This window comes from Thiocapsa imhoffii, assembly GCF_016583985.1.
GTDB classification, from domain to species: domain Bacteria; phylum Pseudomonadota; class Gammaproteobacteria; order Chromatiales; family Chromatiaceae; genus Thiocapsa; species Thiocapsa imhoffii.
Genome location: NZ_NRSD01000002.1, coordinates 85,278 through 103,311, shown reverse-complemented (window position 1 = coordinate 103,311; position 18,034 = coordinate 85,278). Strand labels below are relative to the sequence as shown.

Genomic DNA, 18,034 nt, shown 5'->3' with positions numbered 1-18,034 from the left:
ATCACGGATCAGGCCTCGGCAAGAATCAGATGGTCGGCCTTGAAGCGGTCGCGTGCATCTTTAGTTCTCTTTGCGCCGCCTGCGGACCATTGGCTTGCGAAGAAGTCTGGGTCAATTTCGAGCTCTTCGGTATGATGGGCAAGCCCGTTGTCCTTGTGATCGCCTGATCCTTCGATTGCGCTCGCCATCACGACGAACCAAACCCGCCCATTGGAGGCCGATTGACGTGCTCTATGCCATCATCGCCGTCGACAACCCAGACAGTCTGAGCAGCCGTCTTCAGGCCAGGCCCGGGCATCTCGAGCGCTTGGAAGGCCTGCAAGACGCCGGTCGTCTGGTGCTCGCCGGTCCTCACCCGGCGATCGACAGCCCCGATCCTGGAGCGGCGGGTTTCACCGGATCCCTGATCGTTGCGGAATTTCCCAGCCTTGCCGCGGCCGAAGAGTGGGCCGCCGCGGATCCTTACGTCACGGCCGGGGTCTACCGCAACGTCCAGGTCAAACCGTTCAAGCGCGTGTTTCCTGCTTGAGGCTTGGATCCCGCGATCGGCCCTCAAGATGGCGGGCTGCTTGCGCCGCTGGCTGGCATCAAGGGCGCCAAAGCGGCCTGCACGTCCGCTCATCACACGCCACCTGGAAGACCAATCATTTCGAGAATGGAACCATATTAGATGATGAACATCAAACGCATCCCATTGATTCTTATTGCCTTCATGACGGCTACAGCCTGCTCTGCCGAGGATACGGCCGAACCGCTGAGCGGTGACGTGGCCATTGCCACGGTAAACGGCACGCCCTATTCGCTCGATCTGTTTCGACTCTTCTATCTCGAGCGGCTGCAACAGAACCAGGGCGAAAGTTCGGCCGAATTGCAAGAACAGGCCTTCAATGACTTCATGAGTCTGATCGTCGCCTCTCAGGAGGCCGCGCGCCGGCAACTCGAGGACGACCCGCAGGTGGCGGTCGCCATCGAGCTCCACCGCATGAAGGTGCTCTCCAATGCGGCCCTTGCCTCCATGGGCATGGAAATCGAACCGTCGGAGGATCAACTCAAGCAGGCCTACGAAGAGATCAAAGCCAACGTCGCGCGCACCGAGTACAAGGCGCGTCACATCCTCGTGAAGGAAGAGGACGAGGCGAAGGAGTTGATCCAGGAACTCGAGGGTGGCGCGGATTTTGGTGACCTCGCCCGCAAGCACTCCCTCGGGCCCACCGGAAAAAATGGCGGTGAACTCGATTGGTTCGATGCCAACCAAATGGTCGCGCCGTTCTCGGAAGCCGTCGTCGCGATGGAGGCTGGAACCTTTACCAAGGAGCCTGTGCAGACCCAATTCGGATGGCACGTCATCGAACTCCAGGAATCCCGCGAGGCCCAGCCACCCAGCTATGAGGAAGCGAGACCGCAGCTCGTCGTCATCCTCAAACGTCAAGCCTTGGGCGATCAATTGATCGAGATGCGCGATAACGCCATGGTGGAATTGAATGAAGATGTTGTGAAGTTCTCTCCCAAGGACGAGTAAGGGTCGCGTCATCGCCCCGCTCCGCTGCCGATGCTTCCAGGGTCTATTCAGCCCCATCGCACGCGCGGCGGGGCACGCTGAGACGAGGTTTTGGCGACGCTAACCATCGCACGATGATCGAGATCAGACTCGGGACCGAGGGAGATCGGGGCCAAATCCTGGAACGGATGGAAGAGGTCTATGGCGTCGCGCCAGCGCGCCGGGCTGAGCGGCTCTGGGATTGGCAATGGCACCAGGATCCACGCCTGGAGCGACCCGGCTATCGGGGCGTCGTCGCCGTGTGGCGGGGGCATCTCATCGGTAACCTGGCAACCATTCCGGCTGGGCTCTTCGTCGATGGTGCACCCTGTCAAGCCTGGTGGTTCGTCGATGTCCTGGTGCACTGGGGTTTGACTCGCCAGGCCCTGCGCGAGCACAAGCGCACGGCTCAGCCCGTCATGGATTCAGACCAGGTTCCCAATCTGTCGCGCGGCATCGCTGCCGCGCTTTTCGACCATCCAGCCGCCGGTCCCATCCAACTCGGCAAGCATGTCGCCGACCCCATGGCCAGAATCGGGGAGCGCGTCGGCTTCGCTCCGGTTGCTCAAAGTGGCGGATTCCATCGCCGTATCACCCTCCGTCATCCCATCGCACGTGTGCTAGGCACCCAACTCGGTGATCTCACCGGCGCCCTGATCGAACAGGCGATGGGGCCTTGGCCGAGACCTGAGTTGCCTGTCGAACCACATCTCGGCGACTTCGATGCGCGCTTTGATCAACTGTGGCAGCGCGTTGTTCAGCGTTACCCCGCCATCTGCCAGCGTGACGCCCGCTTGCTGAATTGGCGCTATCGAGATCATCCAGATGGTGGGCATCATGTCCTAACGGTCAGCGACGGGCAGACGCTGCGTGGCTATTGCGTGGTGCGGGCGTTCGACCAGGGACGGCGTCGCCGCGGGAAGATCCTGGATCTGCTGACGGCACCCGAGGACCAGCGTGCGCGCGCCTCCCTGTTCGCCGCCGCGCTGCACGAACTGCGGCGTGAGCGGGTTGAGCGGGCCGAAATCTTCGTCAGCGACGCCGCGCTCACCAGCCTGGTCGGAGCGCTCGGATTCACCCCCAAGTTGAGCAAGTCTGGACGCCCAGGGCCGATCCTGGCACGCCATCTCCCGGCGGTGGCGGAACCACTCTACGTGACCCAGGGTGACGGCGATGGCGGTTGAGCAGCCTAATCATCCCGCGCGCGCCAGGCCGCCAGCCGGCATGCCGTTCAGCCAACAGGGCAAGACATGGTCGACCCAGTGGTCTGCATCGAGATCATGAGGCCAGGCACCCAACCCATCGATCTTCCCCGGTTCAGGGTCTGCGCGTGATCCCATGTGGACTTCACTCCTAACGACCGTCCGCCGACTGCAACAGAAGCTTGCGCGGGCGCGTGGGAAACGGACCGCGCGGCGCGAACAACAAACGGCTTGGGCCCAATGGTTCCTACTCATTGGACCGGAGAATCCGACGACACCATGGATTCCCGATCCAGCCCGCTTGCAGCCGATCCTACCGCCACCGGATCGCTTCTGGGCCGACCCCTTTCTGTGGCGTCGTGATGGACGCTGGTGGTTGTTTGTCGAGGAGTATCCGCGCGCGCGCGCGATCGGACAGATCAGTGTGCTCCCGCTCGGCGATGATTTGCAGCCGCGCGGCGAGGCGCAAACCGTTTTGGCCGAGGATCGCCATCTGTCCTACCCGTTTTTGTTCGACTTTGGTGGGGACCTCTTCATGGTTCCCGAGAGTGCGCAGAGTCGCTGTGTCGATCTGTATCAATGCGAGCGTTTCCCTGATCGATGGGTCCGTCGTCACAGCCTCTTGACCAACATCGAGGCCGCGGATGCCACACTCTTCGCGCACGCGGGGCGGTGGTGGCTGATGTGTGCCGCGCATCAGGGCCGCATTCGCATGAACGAGTCACTCTACGCATTTCACGCCGACTCGCCGCTGAGTCGCCACTGGATACCGCATGCGGGCAATCCCATCGTCCGCGACTTCTCGCGCGGGCGACCGGCGGGGCGGATCCTACCCGACGCCCACGGCAGGCTGGTCCGACCGAGTCAGGACTGCGTGCCCCATTATGGCTATGGATTGGGATTGAATCGGATCGACCACCTCACCCCTGAGGTCTATCGCGAACAGCGGATCTGGTCCGGATCGGGTCCCGCGCTGGGGGGGTGGCGTGGCCTGCACCACCTCGATCGCCATGCAGGCGTGCTCGTCCTGGACGCACAGCGTCTGATCGATGACGAGGGGTACAGGATCGCCTTCACCTAAGCAACGCCATCAGTAGCGGAAGAGGGAGAAAACCGGTCGCCCGTTGAGTGGCTGGACCGGGCGCGCGTTCTCGCCGGTCGCTTGCGCGATACGCTGAATCTGCGCGGCGCTGACCTCGAGCGGTTCGCGAAAAACGAACCACAGCACCGGTTCGGTGCAAGGTGGCGTGACCAGCGATCCGGTGTAACGGTAGTAACTGCGATCTTGAGGCAAGAGAAACAGTGGGTTGATGCCAACCTGCCGATGCCGAACTCGGCTTCCGGGCGTCATGGGAAAGTGGTCGAGGATGCGTTCGAGAATCCGGTTCTCGCGCTCTCCGACGCGTAAGGGAACGGCCACAATCGTTTGGTTTCCCTGTGCGTCGCGATGCACGAGGTGGATCTCTCCCTCGGCCGCGACACCGCTCACCGGATGCAGGGCGGGCACATGGAAGGTGAAATGGGTCAAGTCGAAGGCCTGGCCGCGCACCACCAAGGCACTCCCGGGAGGCGAGATCAGTCGAACGGTATGACCCGTGTTTTCAGCCTCAAGCAGTTGCGATCGGTAGCGAAACTGGAGCGGTGTATAGCTCGCGCGCTGCGTCTCCTCAATCGCGATCGGGGATTGGTACGTACCCTGCGCACAGGTCGCGTAGAGCGGGCTGAGTTCTCCCCAGTGGGCCGGGCCGGTTGCCCCCGTATAGGACCAATTCGGCGTCTCGGCGACCGACGGTGAGAGGAATGCCAATGTCAGGATTGCACCGCCTCCGAGCAGCGCGACCCGCTCATGCCGCGTCCCGCTCACTCCACCACATCGTCCGTCGCCCATGGCTTCACCCTCCTCGTTTTTTGATACCCGCGATTGGGACCACCTGCGCGGGCTGTGGCGCATCGGCGTAATAGGGCCGCTCCCCACCGCGTCCCTGCGCATCGGCCAGTTCTTTTTCACGTGCCGCGATCAGGCCGAGACACTGCCGCACATCTTCGATCGTACCCTCAGAGAGCGGATGGCGCATCCCAGGCGGTGGCGTGATGTCACGAATGATCGCAGACAGGGTGTGCCGCATGGCGATCAGGATCTGCTGCTCTTGACTCAGGTCGTTCATGGCAAAACCTCGGTTGTCTCGCGTCGCTCAGTGGCTGGGGTTGGTGGGTAGGACATCAAATGGGATCAAGGTGGGGGTAGCGGGTCCCGATCGAAACACATCCGTCCCCAGCAGACCAAGATCCGCCTCCGCGGCGCGGTCATCCAACCATCCGTCCATGACACCTTGACTAGCCTGGATGACACCGCTCGCCGCACCTCATTCAGCGCCTGGATCCACACCCTGCCGAGCGATGGAGACGGATGCATCGCCCATGCGCCCGAGCAGTCGCAGGAGCGCGGACTCATCGAGCACCCTGACCCCGAGTGTCCGCGCCTTGGCGAGCTTCGACCCCGCGGCCTCACCCGCAATCAGATAATCGGTTTGCCCCGAAACACTACTGGTCACCTTCGCCCCGGCCGCGCGCAGCCATTGGGCAATCTCATCACGTGGCTGACTCAAGACCCCGGTGATCACGACCGACTGCCCAGCGAGCGGTTGAGGTGTCTCCCCGGACGACGCTGAGGAGCGCTCCGTGGGTCCTGGATCAGGCCAGTGGATACCTGCTGCGATGAGTCGGGCGATCGCCTCGCGGTTGTGTTCCTGCGCGAAGAAGCCGGCAATCTTCGCGGCAACGATGGGGCCGATTCCTTCGACCAAGCGCGTGCTGTTCCAGTAGAGATCCTCTTGATCGGCCGTTCGTAAGGCCTCGAAGCGACCGAAGGCATCGGCAAGCCGCTGCGCCCGCGCCACCGTCAGTCCCGGAAGATTGCGTTCGGCCAACCAAGTGGCCAGCTCGCCTGGGGTCTCCACCGCGACCTCGAGAGCAGGATGCTCGGCCAGGAAACGGTGCAAGATGGTCGCCGTCTCGCGCCCGACCCCCTTCACGCCCCGTTCGCGAACGAAATCCGCCTCACGCGCCTGCTGCAACGCATCGAGCACTCGAAACTGCGTCGCGAGTGCGGTGGCGGTGGCCTCCCCAACATCAGGGATTCCCAGCGCGTAGATGAAGCGGGCAAAGGTCGTTGAGCGACTGCGCGCCAACGCATCGATGAGGTTCGCGGCTGACTTCCCGCCCATCCGGTCGAGTCCCGCAAGTTGTTCCACGTTGAGCCGATAGAGGTCGGCTGGCTCGCGCACCAGGTCCAGATCGACCAACTGATCGATGAGTTTCTCACCCAGTCCCTCAATATCCATGGCGCGGCGTGAAGCGAAGTGGCGAATGGCCTGTTTCCGTTGCGCCGGACAATAGAGACCACCCGAACAGCGCGCTACCACCTCACCCGGCACGCGGATCACGTCCGCACCACACACCGGACAATGCGATGGAAGTCGCACCGGCACGGTCCCGCTCGGACGCTGCTCCAGGACCACAGCCACGACCTCTGGAATGACGTCGCCTGCCCGGCGCACCGCCACGGTGTCACCGACACGAACATCCTTGCGCAGGATCTCATCGAAGTTGTGGAGGGTGGCATTCGCGACCGTCACCCCGGCGACTGGCACGGGCCGAAGCCGTGCCACTGGCGTCACCGCCCCCGTGCGCCCAACCTGGAACTCGATCGCTGCAACCTGCGTGAGCACCTCAGTGGCTGGAAACTTCCGTGCGATCGCCCAGTTGGGGTGTCGCACGGTTGCCCCGAGTTGCACCTGGTCCGCGAGCCGATCAACCTTGAAGACGACACCGTCGATGTCGTAACCCAAACGCTCGCGGCGCGCCTGGAGCGCATCGAAGTAGGTGCGGCAGCCATCGAGACCCGCGACCTGGCGCAGTTCCCGCGAAATCGGGATCCCCCAACTCGCAAGGCGCTGCAGCATGGCAAATTGCGTGGTCTCGGGCACGTGCGAGAGTTCACCCCACCCATAGCAGCAGAAGCGTAAGGGTCGCGTCGCCGTGATGCGCGGATCGAGTTGGCGCAGACTCCCCGCGGCCGCGTTGCGGGGGTTGGCGAAGAGGCGTTCTCCACGCGCTGCCGCCTCCCGGTTGAGGCGCTCGAACCCAGCGCGGGTCATGTAGACCTCGCCGCGAACCTCCACGACCGCGGGCCAGTCCGACTCGCGCAGACGCAGTGGGACGCTCTGGATGGTGCGAATGTTTGCCGTCACCTCTTCCCCCGTGGCCCCGTCACCACGGGTTGCGGCTTGGACGAGCATACCTTGCTCATAGCGCAGATTGATCGCCAGGCCATCCAGTTTGGGCTCAGCGACATAACAGATGGTCTCCCCGGCGGCATCGAGACGCTTGATCACCCGTTGATGGAACTCCACGAGTTTGGCATCACTCATGGCGTTGTCGAGCGAGATCATGGGGACACGATGCCGAATCGGGGCAAAGGAGTCGAGCGGCGCCGCGCCAACCCGTTGGGTCGGGGAATCCGGGGTGATCAGTTCGGGGTGACGCGCTTCGAGCCCCTGGAGCTCGGCAAACAGCCGGTCGTACTCGCTGTCCGGGATCTCCGGGGCATCAAGCACGTAATAGCGGTGGTTGTGGAAGCGGATCCGCTCGCGCAGCAGCGCGGCACGCCGACCCGCCGCATCGGGTTCGCTCAGAGCGTCCCGCTGGTCGTCCATCGCCGTTCATGCTCGAGGACAGCCTGACGCATCATCTCTTCCTTGTTCACCGTCAGTGGCCGACGGGTTTCGTCCAGCACCACGCCATCGAGATCGGTTGCGAGCTTCCGCGCGGTGGCGATCATCTCCTCAAGGATCGTCATGTCTTCCGGACGCCCGTCGAGCTGTGCGAACAGCATGAGCCCCGGGGTCTTGAATGTGGTCATCTCCTGGAACGGAAAGGTTCCGGGTTTCACCATGTTCGCCATGCTGAAGTAGATGCGGGTATCGTCATCGAACTCATCGAGACAGTGGAAGATCTCCATCCGCCCGGGGCGCAACCCAACGGACTCGGCCACCTCCATCAATTCGAGTCCATCGAAGGGTTCGCGCCGAGCACTGACGCTCAACTGAATCAACAAAGGCTCCGGGGTCGCGGCCCTGGATTCCGGCTCGCCCGATTCGGCTGCGTGCGCCGAGGAGACCGCGGACGCCGCCCCAGCCTGGTCGGTCACGGCCGTGACCGCACCGACCCGCGGCTCGCGCTTGCCCTGCGCCAATCCATAGGGCGCGTCTGACTCCTCATAGTCGCCATCCTCTTCCTCCTCGGCACGTCGACTGCGCTCCCATAGGAAGAGGGCGATGATCAGAAGAGCTCCGACGATGATCAGAATGATGCGAATCGTATTGGCGTCCATTCAGGCAGTGTGCGTCAATCTAGCGTTCAAAAATTGGGTGGAGTATAGCAATGCGGGCGCTCGCTGTATGCCCGCATTGCGCTCCGTCGCGATCCAGACATCCGCCGGCCCTCACCACACGCAGGGAACACCCGATCCGGACCGCTCTCGCGACGTGCGCCACCACTAGGATACGGCCGCGAGCCGCACCGCCTCGTTGACATCGACCGCAACCAAACGCGAGACCCCTGGCTCATGCATGGTCACGCCGAGCAGATGCTCGGCAATCTCCATGGTCACTTTATTGTGGCTGATGAAGACGAACTGCACGCGTTGCGACATCGAGCGGACCAACTCACAGAAGCGTCCCACATTCGCCTCGTCGAGCGGCGCGTCCACCTCATCGAGCATACAGAAGGGGGCCGGATTCAGCTCGAAGATCGCGAACACCAACGCCACGGCCGTGAGTGCCTTCTCCCCCCCTGAGAGCAGATGGATACTCGCATTGCGTTTGCCAGGTGGTCGTGCCATGACGCTGACACCGGTCTCGAGGAGATCTTCGTCGGTGAGCTCCAAACGCGCCTGCCCCCCGCCGAAGAGGCGTGGGAAGAGCTGTTGGAAGCCCTGGTTGACCTGTTCGTAGGTCTCGCGAAACCGGTGTCGCGTCTCGCGGTCGATCTTGCGGATCGCGTGTTCCAGGGTATCAAGCGAGTGACTGATGTCCTCGTGCTGCGCATCCAGGTACGCCTTGCGCTCACGCTGCTGCCGATACTCCTCGACCGCCGCGAGATTGACCGGGCCCAAGCGCTGGATACGTGCGCTCGTCTTCGCCAGCGCGTCCTGCCAAACGGACTCGTTGGCGGCCGGATCCATCCCGTTCAGCACCGCGTTGGGCGTCTGCTGTGCCGCGGCGAGCTGCTCGACCAGGGTCTGGCGGCGCACGAGCCGCTCCTGATGCGCCAGACGCAGTTGATCGAGTTCCTGACGACTGAGTTGCTCCGCCTGTTCGACCCGCTGCCGCTCCTGCTCAAGCGCTCGCACCTGCGCGTCCAACTGCTCAAGACGGGTCCGTGCGCGCGCCAGGTCTTGTTCAACCTCGACCCGCCGCGCGAGTTGCTCGTCGAGCCGCGCACGCTGATCGGCAAGCGGGTCGAGATCCGCTGCCAAGGCCTCCAGGAGTTCACGCCGCCGCGCATCGAGCAGGGCCCGCCGCTCCTCAAGCCGCGCGCGACTCTGGACAGTCGCCGCGCGCGCCGCGCGGCTTGACTCCACCCGCACCCGCAGCCCGTGACCACGCTCGCGACTCAACCGTTCCTGTTCGCGCTCCGCCTCCAGTTCGGCCCGCAGCCGCGTGCGCTCCGCCTGCATCGTCTCGCGGCGGGTGGCCAAGACATTGGCGGCATCGAGTGCCTCGTGGAGCTGCTCACGCGTCTCTTCGATCTCCTCGAGGGTCTCGGCAATGCGCGCCTGCAACTCGGTGCGCTCCTCCTGCAGCGCCAGCAGCCGCTCACGGCGATGCTCGCGTTGCGCACGCAGACTCGCCAACTCGGCCTTCAGCTCGGAGAGTTGTCGATCGATCTCGCGGCCACGTCGGGCGTTCGCGTCGCACTCCGTCCGCATCCGCGCCTGCTCCGCTCCCAGGCGCGCACCCTCCTCCTCGTGACGCTTGAGTTCAGCCTCGTATTGGCTGATCTCATCGGAGAGTTGTTTGATCGACTCGGCGCGCGCAATGGCGCCCCCGCCAACACGCACGGATGGCGTCTTCAACCAGTCGCGCCCCACGCGCACGCCCTGAGGCGTAACCAACTGCTCGCTCCCGGTCAAGGTGGCCCGAATCGCCATGGCCGCGGGCAGATCGGCGACGGGACGCGCTGAGCCGATCAGAGTCTCCAGCGGCCAAGGACACCGCAGGTACGCGCGCAAACAGCCGGTTGGCGGAGACGAGTGGCCCCCCTCATCGCTGGTTTCGATGAGCACCAAGCCCGGCGGTGGATCGCGGCCATCGGCCAGCACAGCGGCCAGATCCTCAGTCCCGAGGGCGTGCAGGGCCTCGCCGAGCACCGCCTCGAGAGCGTTCTCCCAGCCGGCATCCACCTCGAGCTGATCGATGAGACGCGGCGCCTCGGCGAGACCGCGCTGTTCCAACCAGTCGGTCTCGGCCGGGTCTTGCGCGCGCAAGGCCTCTTCCTGAAGCGCGTGCAGCGAGGCGAGCCGGCCTCTGGACTCTTGCAGGGCCGTGCGTGTGCGATCGAGCTCCAAGACACCCGCCGCCCGCCGCGCTTCATGCGTGGCGAGGGTCTGGTCTAGGCATGCTTGCCGCGTCTCCAAGGTTGCACGCTCCGCGTCCAGGTCGGCTTCCTGCTCTGCGAGCGGTTTGAGCTGGTCATCGAGATCGAGCGCCTGTCGGTGTGCCGCCTCGTCATCGAGACGCCGCAGTCGCTCATGATCCCGCTGTGCGCTCTGCTCCAGGCCGGTGATGCGAGAACGGGCTGCTTGCGCCTGCTCAATCGGCCCCGCCGCCTCACGGCTGAAGTCATCCCAGACCGTCTCCCAATCGTGCAACCGCGTCTCGGCACCCCGGACCCGGGTGAGCACCTCAGCCAATGCTGACTCCGCCTCATCGAGCGCGGGCTCATCACCCGCCAGCCCGGTGTCGATCTCTTGCAAGCGCTGCTGATCGCGCTCCGCGTGATCCGTCGTCTCGCTGAGTTCCTGATCGAGCCGCAACAGCTCGCCTTCACGATGGCCACGCGTCTCGTTCGCAAACTGGATGGCCTGTTCAGCACGCGCGATCTCGGCGCCAACCGCATAGAAGCGGCCCTGGACCTGATTGAAGTCTTCGGATGCCTCCTGATAGGCGGCGCGACCCGCCTCGATTTCGGCTTCGAGCCGACGCTGCCGAGTCACCGCCGCCGCTTGCCGGGTCTGTGCCTCGGTAAGCCCTTGCTCCTGCGTCTGGATCTCGTCATCAAGTTGTCGCCAGCGCAACGCCGTCAACTCCAGATCGAGACGCCGTTCCTCCGACTTGAGCTGACTGTAGCGTTCAGCCGCGGCGGCCTGCCGTTCCAAATGCAGCAGTTGCTGACCCACCTCGGTCCGCAGATCATCAAGCCGCTCCAGGTTCTCCCGCGTCTGGCGCATCCGGCTCTCAGTCTCGCGCCGCCGTTCCTTGTACTTGGAGATCCCGGCCGCTTCCTCGAGGAACAGGCGCAGATCCTCGGGACGCGCCTCGATGATGCGCGAGATCATTCCTTGTTCGATGATGGCGTAGCTGCGCGGGCCAAGCCCGGTCCCAAGAAAGAGGTCCTGGATGTCACGGCGACGGCAGCGCGACCCATTCAGGGAATAGATGGATTGGCCATCGCGCGAGACCTGCCGTTTAACTGAGATTTGGTTGAAGGAGGCATAGGCGCCGCCGGCACGCCCATCCGTGTTGTCGAACACCAGTTCGATGCTAGCCACCCCGACCGGTTGCCGACCAGAACTGCCGTTGAAGATGACATCGGCCATGGATTCGCCGCGCAGCATTTTCGCTGAACTTTCACCCATCACCCAACGCACCGCGTCGATCACGTTGGATTTACCGCAGCCGTTAGGGCCGACAACACCGACGAGGTTACTCGGGAATCGGACCGTCGTGGGATCGACGAAGGATTTGAAGCCGGCAAGTCGGATCTTTTCAAGACGCATGCCGGCAACATACCGGAAGGCGATTCATCCGCACAAGCAACCGGATCCATCGAGAGCACGCCCGCACCGGCAGCATGCACAACCGCTTCCGTCTTGCGCACCGGACCACCCGTTGCTATGTTTTGAGGTATCCGGTGTCAACTTGAGACAACATGCAGCACGCAAGTGCCGGCTTGGTTACCCACCCCGCGTCCGCTCCGGGGAGACTCCACAGCGAACACCGAGGCCGCATGACTGAGCCGCACGTCACCCATCGTCTCGCCGCAGCCGTCCCGTCCGCGGGTCGCCTGCAGGTTCGCAACCCCTTCGACCTGAGTGTCATCGCCAAAGTCGACGTTGTCGATCGTGCTGGTGTCGATGCGGCACTGCGGGTCGCGATCGGCCTCTTTCGCGACCGCGACGCTTGGCTGCCGGCGCACGCACGCGTGGCGATTCTGCAGCGTACCGCCGAACTGATGCGGGAGCGTGCCGAATGGCTCGCGACCGAAGCGACCCACGAGGGCGGCAAACCGCTCAGCGATTCGCGCATCGAGATCGCCCGGGCCATCGATGGGATTCACAACTGTGCGGAACTCCTGCGCAATGAACGCGGTGCACAAGTTCCCATGGGTGCGACCGCGGCATCGGCCGGTCGTCTCGCCTTCACGACCCACGAACCCATCGGCCCGGTCGTTGCCATCAGTGCCTTCAATCATCCGCTGAACCTGGTCGTACATCAGGTCGGCCCGGCGGTCGCCGCCGGCTGCCCGGTCATCATCAAGCCCGCCGAGGAGACCCCCTTATCCTGCTTCCATTTCATTGATCTGCTGCGCGAGGCCGGCCTGCCCGCGGGTTGGGCGCAGGCCTTGATCACGGACGAGATCGCAACCGCCGAGGCACTGGCGACGGATCCCCGGGTCGCCCTGTTGACCTTTATCGGTAGTGCCCGCGTGGGCTGGCATCTGCGTTCGCGAATCGCGCCCGGCACCCGCTGCACGCTCGAGCATGGTGGGGTCGCTCCCGTGATCGTCGATCGACGCGTCGATCTCGATGAGGTGGTGCCAGCACTCGCCAAGGGGGGGTTCTATCACGCTGGGCAGGTCTGCGTCTCGGTGCAGCGCGTGTTCGCCGATCGGGTCATTGCCGAGCCCCTGGCCCAAGCACTCGCTGGGGCTGGACTCAGCATGCGCGTCGGCAATCCCCTCAGCGAAGCGACCGATATTGGCCCGCTGATTCGCCCAGCTGAAACCGAGCGTGTCCATGCCTGGGTTCAGGAAGCCGTTCACGGCGGCGCCAGGCTCCTCTGCGGCGGGGACACCTTGACCGAGACCTGCTATGCTCCGACCGTCTTGGTGGATCCGCCAGATGGGGCACGCGTCAGCACCCAGGAGATCTTCGGTCCGGTCATCGCGGTCTACCACTACGATGACCTAGATCGCGCGATTCAGCGGGCCAACGCCTTGCCCTATGCCTTTCAAGCGGCCGTCTTCACTAAGGATCTCGGCACCGCATTACGCGCGGCGACTCGACTCGATGCCTCCGCTGTCATGATCAATGACCACACGGCATTCCGCGTCGATTGGATGCCATTCGCTGGTCTGCGACAATCGGGGCTTGGCACGGGCGGCATCCCTTACAGTTTTCGTGAGATGCAGATCGAAAAGATGCTTGTCCTCAGATCGACCGGGTTGTGATGGACGCATGGACCCGCATAAATTTTGTCCAGCCGCACGAGAGCCAACCCGACAGCGCAATCTCCATTCCGTACGGCCGTTCTGAGGGACGGACAGCGGCGGTCGGGATCGCGTTGATAACCGGATTGGCGGACCACGGGATCAGGCCATCGGGAACCTTGACCGAGCCGGATCATCACAATGGTTGGACCACACCCTGGGCATTCCGGATGCCTGATTCAGGGGTGGCCAACCCAAGAGGCCCCCAAGCGGGCCCTCGCCATGGAGACGTCAGAATGAAGATTGCAACCCTACTCCTCGTAACCCTGGCCTCTGCCGCACTGATCGGCTGTGGGACCACCACCGCATCCCGCACCACGACGGGTGCCGCGGCAGGCGCTGCAACCGGCGCCGCCATTGGCTCGCTGAGTGCGAATGCCGGCCGTGGCGCCCTGATCGGCGCCGGTGTCGGCGCGCTCGGCGCCTTTGCCTACGACCAGAATGAAAAGGAACTGCAACAACAGCGCGATCGCGAACTCTGGGAAGCACAGCGGGCGCGCGCGGCGCAACAGCAGCAGTCAACCCGCTATTAATAGCCGTTCCACTCTCGCCTCCGCGCCGCGGAGGTTTTCGCCGGTTCGCACCTCCACCAGGAACGGTTGATCGACATCGACGTAACGGCCATGAGCAGCTTGCGTGAGACCATGGCTGAACACGGATTCGAATCGAATGACGACTACGATTTCCAGGTGCGCTGTCTTCTGGCAGCCACCCGGGATCGTCTGCGAACCCTCAGCATCCAGGGTGACGGTGAGCGACGCAAGACGTCCTTTGCGATGGCGCTCGCACGCGCCCTGAACAGTCGCCACATCCTCTATCACGATTTTTCAGACCGCCACCCACCCACTCCGGCGGTGATCCTACCCTCGAGCACGGATGCGTACGGCCGTCATGAACCTGCGGTCGAGCCCTTCGATGACGTCGTGAGCGAGGCTTGCGCACTCAGCGAAGCCGAGTCAACCACGCTCATCCTCGACCAACTCCAAACCGCCGATTTCCGCGAGCAGATCCGCATCCATCGTCTGATTCGAGACCGCTGCTGGCACGTTGGCGATGCACCCTATATCGCCAATCCGCGACATCTGTTGCTGTTCCTGATCAGTGAAACGCCGCTGTATCCCGCCCTGCAGCAGGAGAGCTTTCGCGTCTGGGTCGGCCGCGTTTCCGAGCGGCGGCTGCTCATGACACCGGGTGCGTTTGGACTGCGTTCCGACGCAATCGGCTTATTGACCGCACTGAATCAGTTGTTCGAAGGGATCGATGCCACCCCAACACGCCAAGAGGTCCATCGGCTGTTGAACGATGTGCTCGCGCAAGTCCAGTCCTGTGAGCATTTGCGCCAGGCCCTGTTCGGCCGCTGCGAAGGGATCGACCGAGAACGCCTCAAGCATCCGGACCTCGAGCCCCTCCTCGCGCACATCATCGACCAGCGCCAGCGCTATCTCGACATCGAAGAGGTGATCGTCACGCGCTGAGCGCACCGCCTGGAGACCTCCATTCGAGGGCTCGGCCGACGCGCTCACTCAGTTCGTGGACGTATCGCCCCATTTCAGTGAGGGCAGCCGCAGGTATTCGGTGGAGCGATGTTTCTGGACGAAATCGGCGTAAGCCCGCTGGACCTGGGCGACGGTGAGATCCATGACCTCGGCCACCTGTTCGGCAGGGATCCCGTGCTCCTGGGCATACCAGAGCAGATCCATGGTTGCGAAGGGCAAGCGGAAGAAGAATTCTTCCTGTGTCTGATGGGCGCTGTAGGTGTCGGAGGTTGGGGTGCGATCCTGGACCTCTTGCGGCACCCCCAAGTAGGCGGCAAGTTGATAGACCTGGGTCTTGTAGAGATGTGCAATCAGTTGGATGTCGACCCCGCCATCGCCGTACTTGACCAAAAATCCTTGATCATGTTCGTTCTTGTTGGAGGTTCCAACGACCGCGTAGTTACGGGACTCAGCGTGATAGTACAGGGTTGCCATACGACTCCGCTGTTTCAGATTGGAGGCCGCAACGATTTGCAAGTATTCACGCGGATTCAGCCGCTTGCTCTTCTCCTCTCCAGCGGGCGTGACGATGGTGACCGAGAACACATTGAGCGAGTTGTCTTCGAGGAGATTGCTCGGCAGGACAATCTTCGCCTTGTAGCCCGCCGCGGGGTCGTATTCCGGAAAGACGGCGCGGATGGCCGCATCGCGCAGGTCGTAACCGCCAAAGCCTTTCACCGCTTCGGTGATCTCATGATGGATGGTCTTGATCCCGAAGCGATCGGCGACCTTTTGGGCGAATATCTCACTCTGACCATCTGAATCTTGATCCGGCATCAGGATCGCAACGACGCGTTCGGGCCCAAAAGCACGGGCGCAAAGACCCACAACGGTCGAGGAGTCGATCCCACCACTTAAGCCAACGATCGCACCGGTGCGACGGAGACGCTGCTGGACCGATTGCTTGAGCCACTTGACGAGACGCTCGGTTTCCTCGGCCGGATCGATATCGAGTATGTTTTTGTTGAATTCCACGGTTCTCTCCTGCGGAGCTAGGGCCTGTCAGCGCGGTGAATCTTCACCCGGTCATGACTGGACAAGGGTGGCGGCATTTGGAAATCCTGGATAAAGCGCTGGTGGAGGAGTTGGGTCGACAACATTCCCACCAGGGCCATTTCATCGGTTTCTCCCAAACGCGCCCCGGCGGCGACTTTGTCGACCAAGAGCTGCACTGCTTTGGGCTGAAAGAGGCCCGCTGCCGCGATTGCTTGCGGCGACAGCAGGTCTCGAACGTAGTCCGGGCTCGTCTCACCGAAGAAGCTCTTCTGAATAGGCGCACGGAACGGGCGTTTGAGCCGAGTGAACACCTCGCTTGGCAACAGTGTCTGGCCAAGCGTCTTGAGCAGATATTTCTCGGTCATGCCGCGCAGCTTCAGTTGATCCGGTAGCCGATTGCAGAGTTCGACGAGCCGATGATCGAGGAACGGGAAACGCCCCTCGACAGAATGCGCCATCCCCATCCGGTCGCCTTGCGAGGACAGCAGATAAGGAGACAGGAAGGTCTTGATCTCCAGGTACTGGGCCTGAGCCAAGGGCGACCAGTCGGTGAATCCCGCCGGATAGGAGATGCAACCGAGGTCCAGCGGAACCGTCCCCATCCGGTCCGGCGCCAGCGCGTCCGGATTGAGGAAACGAAACGCGCGACGCGTCGTCTGCCAGCGAATCCGATGCGAATAGTCCGGGGCATCGGTTTCGGTCAGTCCACGCTTGAAAAATGCCTTCTGAAAGGCGAAGGCGCCATCGTCCCACTGACTGACGAAGCGATAGAGCCGTTTCAGCAACAATGGACGCATCAGCGAGTCGGGCTGCCGTGCCCAGAAGCGACGGACCTTGGCCTCTCGGAAGAGATCATAGCCAGCGAGGAACTCGTCGGCACCCTCCCCCGTCAGCACCACCTTAAAGCCATTGTCGCGGACCAACTTCGAGAGCAAGAACATCGGCGCGGGCGCCGTACGGAGCACCGGAGTCTCCGTATGCCAGATGACATCGGGGAAGACCCGCCCAATATCGGCATGGGTGGCCCGGACGACTTGATGATCCGTGCCCAGATGCCGAGCCATCAGCAATTGATAGGCGCTTTCGTCGAAATCAGGATCATCGAACGTGATCGAAAAGGTCGTCAGCCGCTGACCGGCACGCTGGCGAATCAGCGCGGCGATGATCGAGGAGTCCAGTCCACCACTCAGATAGGCCCCGACGGGAACGTCGGCCCGCAAACGCAGGGCGACCGCATCGGTCAAACCCTGGCGCAGTTGATCGAGCGCCTCGGCCTCGGCCGCGTGCGAGGCTCGTGACGCCGACGCCGCGACGGGGAAATCCAACTCCCAATAGCGCTGAACCGTCACCGTGCCGGACTCGGCCATCAGAAAGCAACCCGGTGGGAGTTCCTGAATGCCTTCGAAGATGGTGTGGGGCGGTTGCACCGACCAGAAGGTGAACAATTGCATCAGTGCCGACGGACGGATCCGCGCCGTCACCCGTGGCACCGCAAGAATGGCCTTCACCTCGGAGGCGAACACAAGGAGGCCATCCACCAGGGTATAGAAGAGTGGTCGGACACCAAGACGATCGCGTGCGAGAAAGAGTGCCTTGCGCCGACGGTCCCAGATGGCGATCGCGAATTGACCATTCAGGCGCTCAAGGCAGGCCGGACCAAACTCCTCGAAGAGGTGCAGAATGACCTCGGTATCGGAGTGGGTCTTAAAGCGATGGCCACGCTGCGTCAGCTCGCTGCGCAGTTCGAGGAAATTGAAGACCTCGCCATTGTAGAGAATCCAGAGACTGTCATCGGCGTTCGAGATCGGTTGCTGCCCACCCGTGAGGTCGATGATGCTCAGTCGTGCATTGCCGAGGCCAACCTGCTGGTCGAGATAGATTCCAAACTCGTCCGGCCCGCGATGCCGGATCATCGCAAGCATCTGGCGGATTTCGGACTCCTCGACGCGCGTCGAGCCGGAGACAACGACCTGGCCGACCACGCCACACAT

16 protein-coding genes are annotated in these 18,034 nt (G+C 63.1%); 7 read left to right on the top strand and 9 right to left on the bottom strand.

Translation table 11 applies throughout. The features are described 5' to 3' along the window. Positions 1 to 8: 8 nt before the first annotated feature. Entirely contained in the window at positions 9 to 188 is a 180-nt protein-coding gene (locus tag CKO25_RS02945; RefSeq protein ID WP_200386440.1) for a hypothetical protein, read from the bottom strand. Between the two features lie 38 nt (positions 189 to 226). Here CKO25_RS02945 and CKO25_RS02940 point away from each other — a divergent pair, with 38 nt between their 5' ends. From CKO25_RS02940 to CKO25_RS02930, 3 genes are all read left to right on the top strand, one after another. Then, positions 227 to 529, top strand: coding sequence for a YciI family protein (locus CKO25_RS02940; protein ID WP_200386439.1), 303 nt, complete (start codon positions 227 to 229; stop codon positions 527 to 529). A 141-nt stretch (positions 530 to 670) separates the two neighbouring features. After that, the gene (locus tag CKO25_RS02935; protein ID WP_338115056.1) at positions 671 to 1,519 is read left to right on the top strand and encodes a peptidylprolyl isomerase; all 849 of its coding nucleotides are present in this window, start codon (positions 671 to 673) and stop codon (positions 1,517 to 1,519) included. 113 nt (positions 1,520 to 1,632) lie between these two features. Continuing rightward, positions 1,633 to 2,721 carry a hypothetical protein gene (locus CKO25_RS02930; protein WP_200386438.1) on the top strand — a complete coding sequence of 363 codons (1,089 nt, stop codon included), beginning with the start codon at positions 1,633 to 1,635 and terminating at the stop codon, positions 2,719 to 2,721. A gap of 9 nt (positions 2,722 to 2,730) precedes the next feature. Here the strand turns inward: CKO25_RS02930 and CKO25_RS02925 are convergent, their stop codons facing one another. Further along, entirely contained in the window at positions 2,731 to 2,877 is a 147-nt protein-coding gene (locus CKO25_RS02925) for a hypothetical protein (protein WP_200386437.1), read from the bottom strand. Here CKO25_RS02925 and CKO25_RS02920 point away from each other — a divergent pair. Further along, positions 2,876 to 3,820: a glucosamine inositolphosphorylceramide transferase family protein gene (locus tag CKO25_RS02920; RefSeq protein ID WP_200386436.1), complete on the top strand. Its 945-nt coding sequence runs from the start codon at positions 2,876 to 2,878 to the stop codon at positions 3,818 to 3,820. The genes CKO25_RS02925 and CKO25_RS02920 overlap by 2 nt on opposite strands. 9 nt (positions 3,821 to 3,829) lie before the next feature. On the opposite strand, the gene CKO25_RS02915 is transcribed toward CKO25_RS02920, so the two are convergent. The 5 genes from CKO25_RS02915 to smc all read right to left on the bottom strand — a co-directional run bounded on the left by CKO25_RS02915 (position 3,830) and on the right by smc (position 11,800). Beyond that, entirely contained in the window at positions 3,830 to 4,627 is a 798-nt protein-coding gene (locus tag CKO25_RS02915) for a carbonic anhydrase (RefSeq protein ID WP_200386435.1), read from the bottom strand. Positions 4,628 to 4,631: 4 nt separating this feature from the next. Further along, positions 4,632 to 4,904 carry a segregation and condensation protein A gene (locus tag CKO25_RS02910; protein WP_200386434.1) on the bottom strand — a complete coding sequence of 91 codons (273 nt, stop codon included), beginning with the start codon at positions 4,902 to 4,904 and terminating at the stop codon, positions 4,632 to 4,634. 198 nt (positions 4,905 to 5,102) lie between these two features. Continuing rightward, positions 5,103 to 7,433, bottom strand: a complete 2,331-nt coding sequence (gene ligA / locus CKO25_RS02905) for an NAD-dependent DNA ligase LigA (RefSeq protein WP_200386630.1) — start codon at positions 7,431 to 7,433, stop codon at positions 5,103 to 5,105. Further along, positions 7,430 to 8,131 carry a cell division protein ZipA gene (zipA, locus tag CKO25_RS02900; protein ID WP_200386433.1) on the bottom strand — a complete coding sequence of 234 codons (702 nt, stop codon included), beginning with the start codon at positions 8,129 to 8,131 and terminating at the stop codon, positions 7,430 to 7,432. Before zipA ends, ligA begins: the two co-directional genes overlap by 4 nt. 165 nt (positions 8,132 to 8,296) lie before the next feature. Continuing rightward, on the bottom strand, positions 8,297 to 11,800 hold the full coding sequence (smc, locus tag CKO25_RS02895; RefSeq protein WP_200386432.1) for a chromosome segregation protein SMC: 3,504 nt from the start codon (positions 11,798 to 11,800) through the stop codon (positions 8,297 to 8,299). Between the two features lie 230 nt (positions 11,801 to 12,030). Between smc and CKO25_RS02890 the strand changes: the two genes are divergently transcribed. The 3 genes from CKO25_RS02890 to CKO25_RS02880 all read left to right on the top strand — a co-directional run bounded on the left by CKO25_RS02890 (position 12,031) and on the right by CKO25_RS02880 (position 14,987). After that, a complete protein-coding gene (locus CKO25_RS02890) occupies positions 12,031 to 13,473 on the top strand; it encodes an aldehyde dehydrogenase family protein (protein WP_200386431.1) in 1,443 nt (480 codons plus the stop codon). Between the two features lie 275 nt (positions 13,474 to 13,748). Beyond that, on the top strand, positions 13,749 to 14,045 hold the full coding sequence (locus CKO25_RS02885; protein WP_200386430.1) for a YMGG-like glycine zipper-containing protein: 297 nt from the start codon (positions 13,749 to 13,751) through the stop codon (positions 14,043 to 14,045). A gap of 90 nt (positions 14,046 to 14,135) precedes the next feature. Beyond that, entirely contained in the window at positions 14,136 to 14,987 is an 852-nt protein-coding gene (locus CKO25_RS02880; protein ID WP_200386429.1) for a hypothetical protein, read from the top strand. 48 nt (positions 14,988 to 15,035) lie between these two features. On the opposite strand, the gene nadE is transcribed toward CKO25_RS02880, so the two are convergent. Beyond that, positions 15,036 to 16,022 (bottom strand): NAD(+) synthase, encoded by a 987-nt coding sequence (gene nadE / locus CKO25_RS02875; RefSeq protein ID WP_200386428.1) that lies wholly within the window; start codon positions 16,020 to 16,022, stop codon positions 15,036 to 15,038. 17 nt (positions 16,023 to 16,039) lie between these two features. Then, positions 16,040 to 18,034 (bottom strand): asparagine synthase (glutamine-hydrolyzing), encoded by a 1,995-nt coding sequence (gene asnB, locus CKO25_RS02870; protein ID WP_200386427.1) that lies wholly within the window; start codon positions 18,032 to 18,034, stop codon positions 16,040 to 16,042.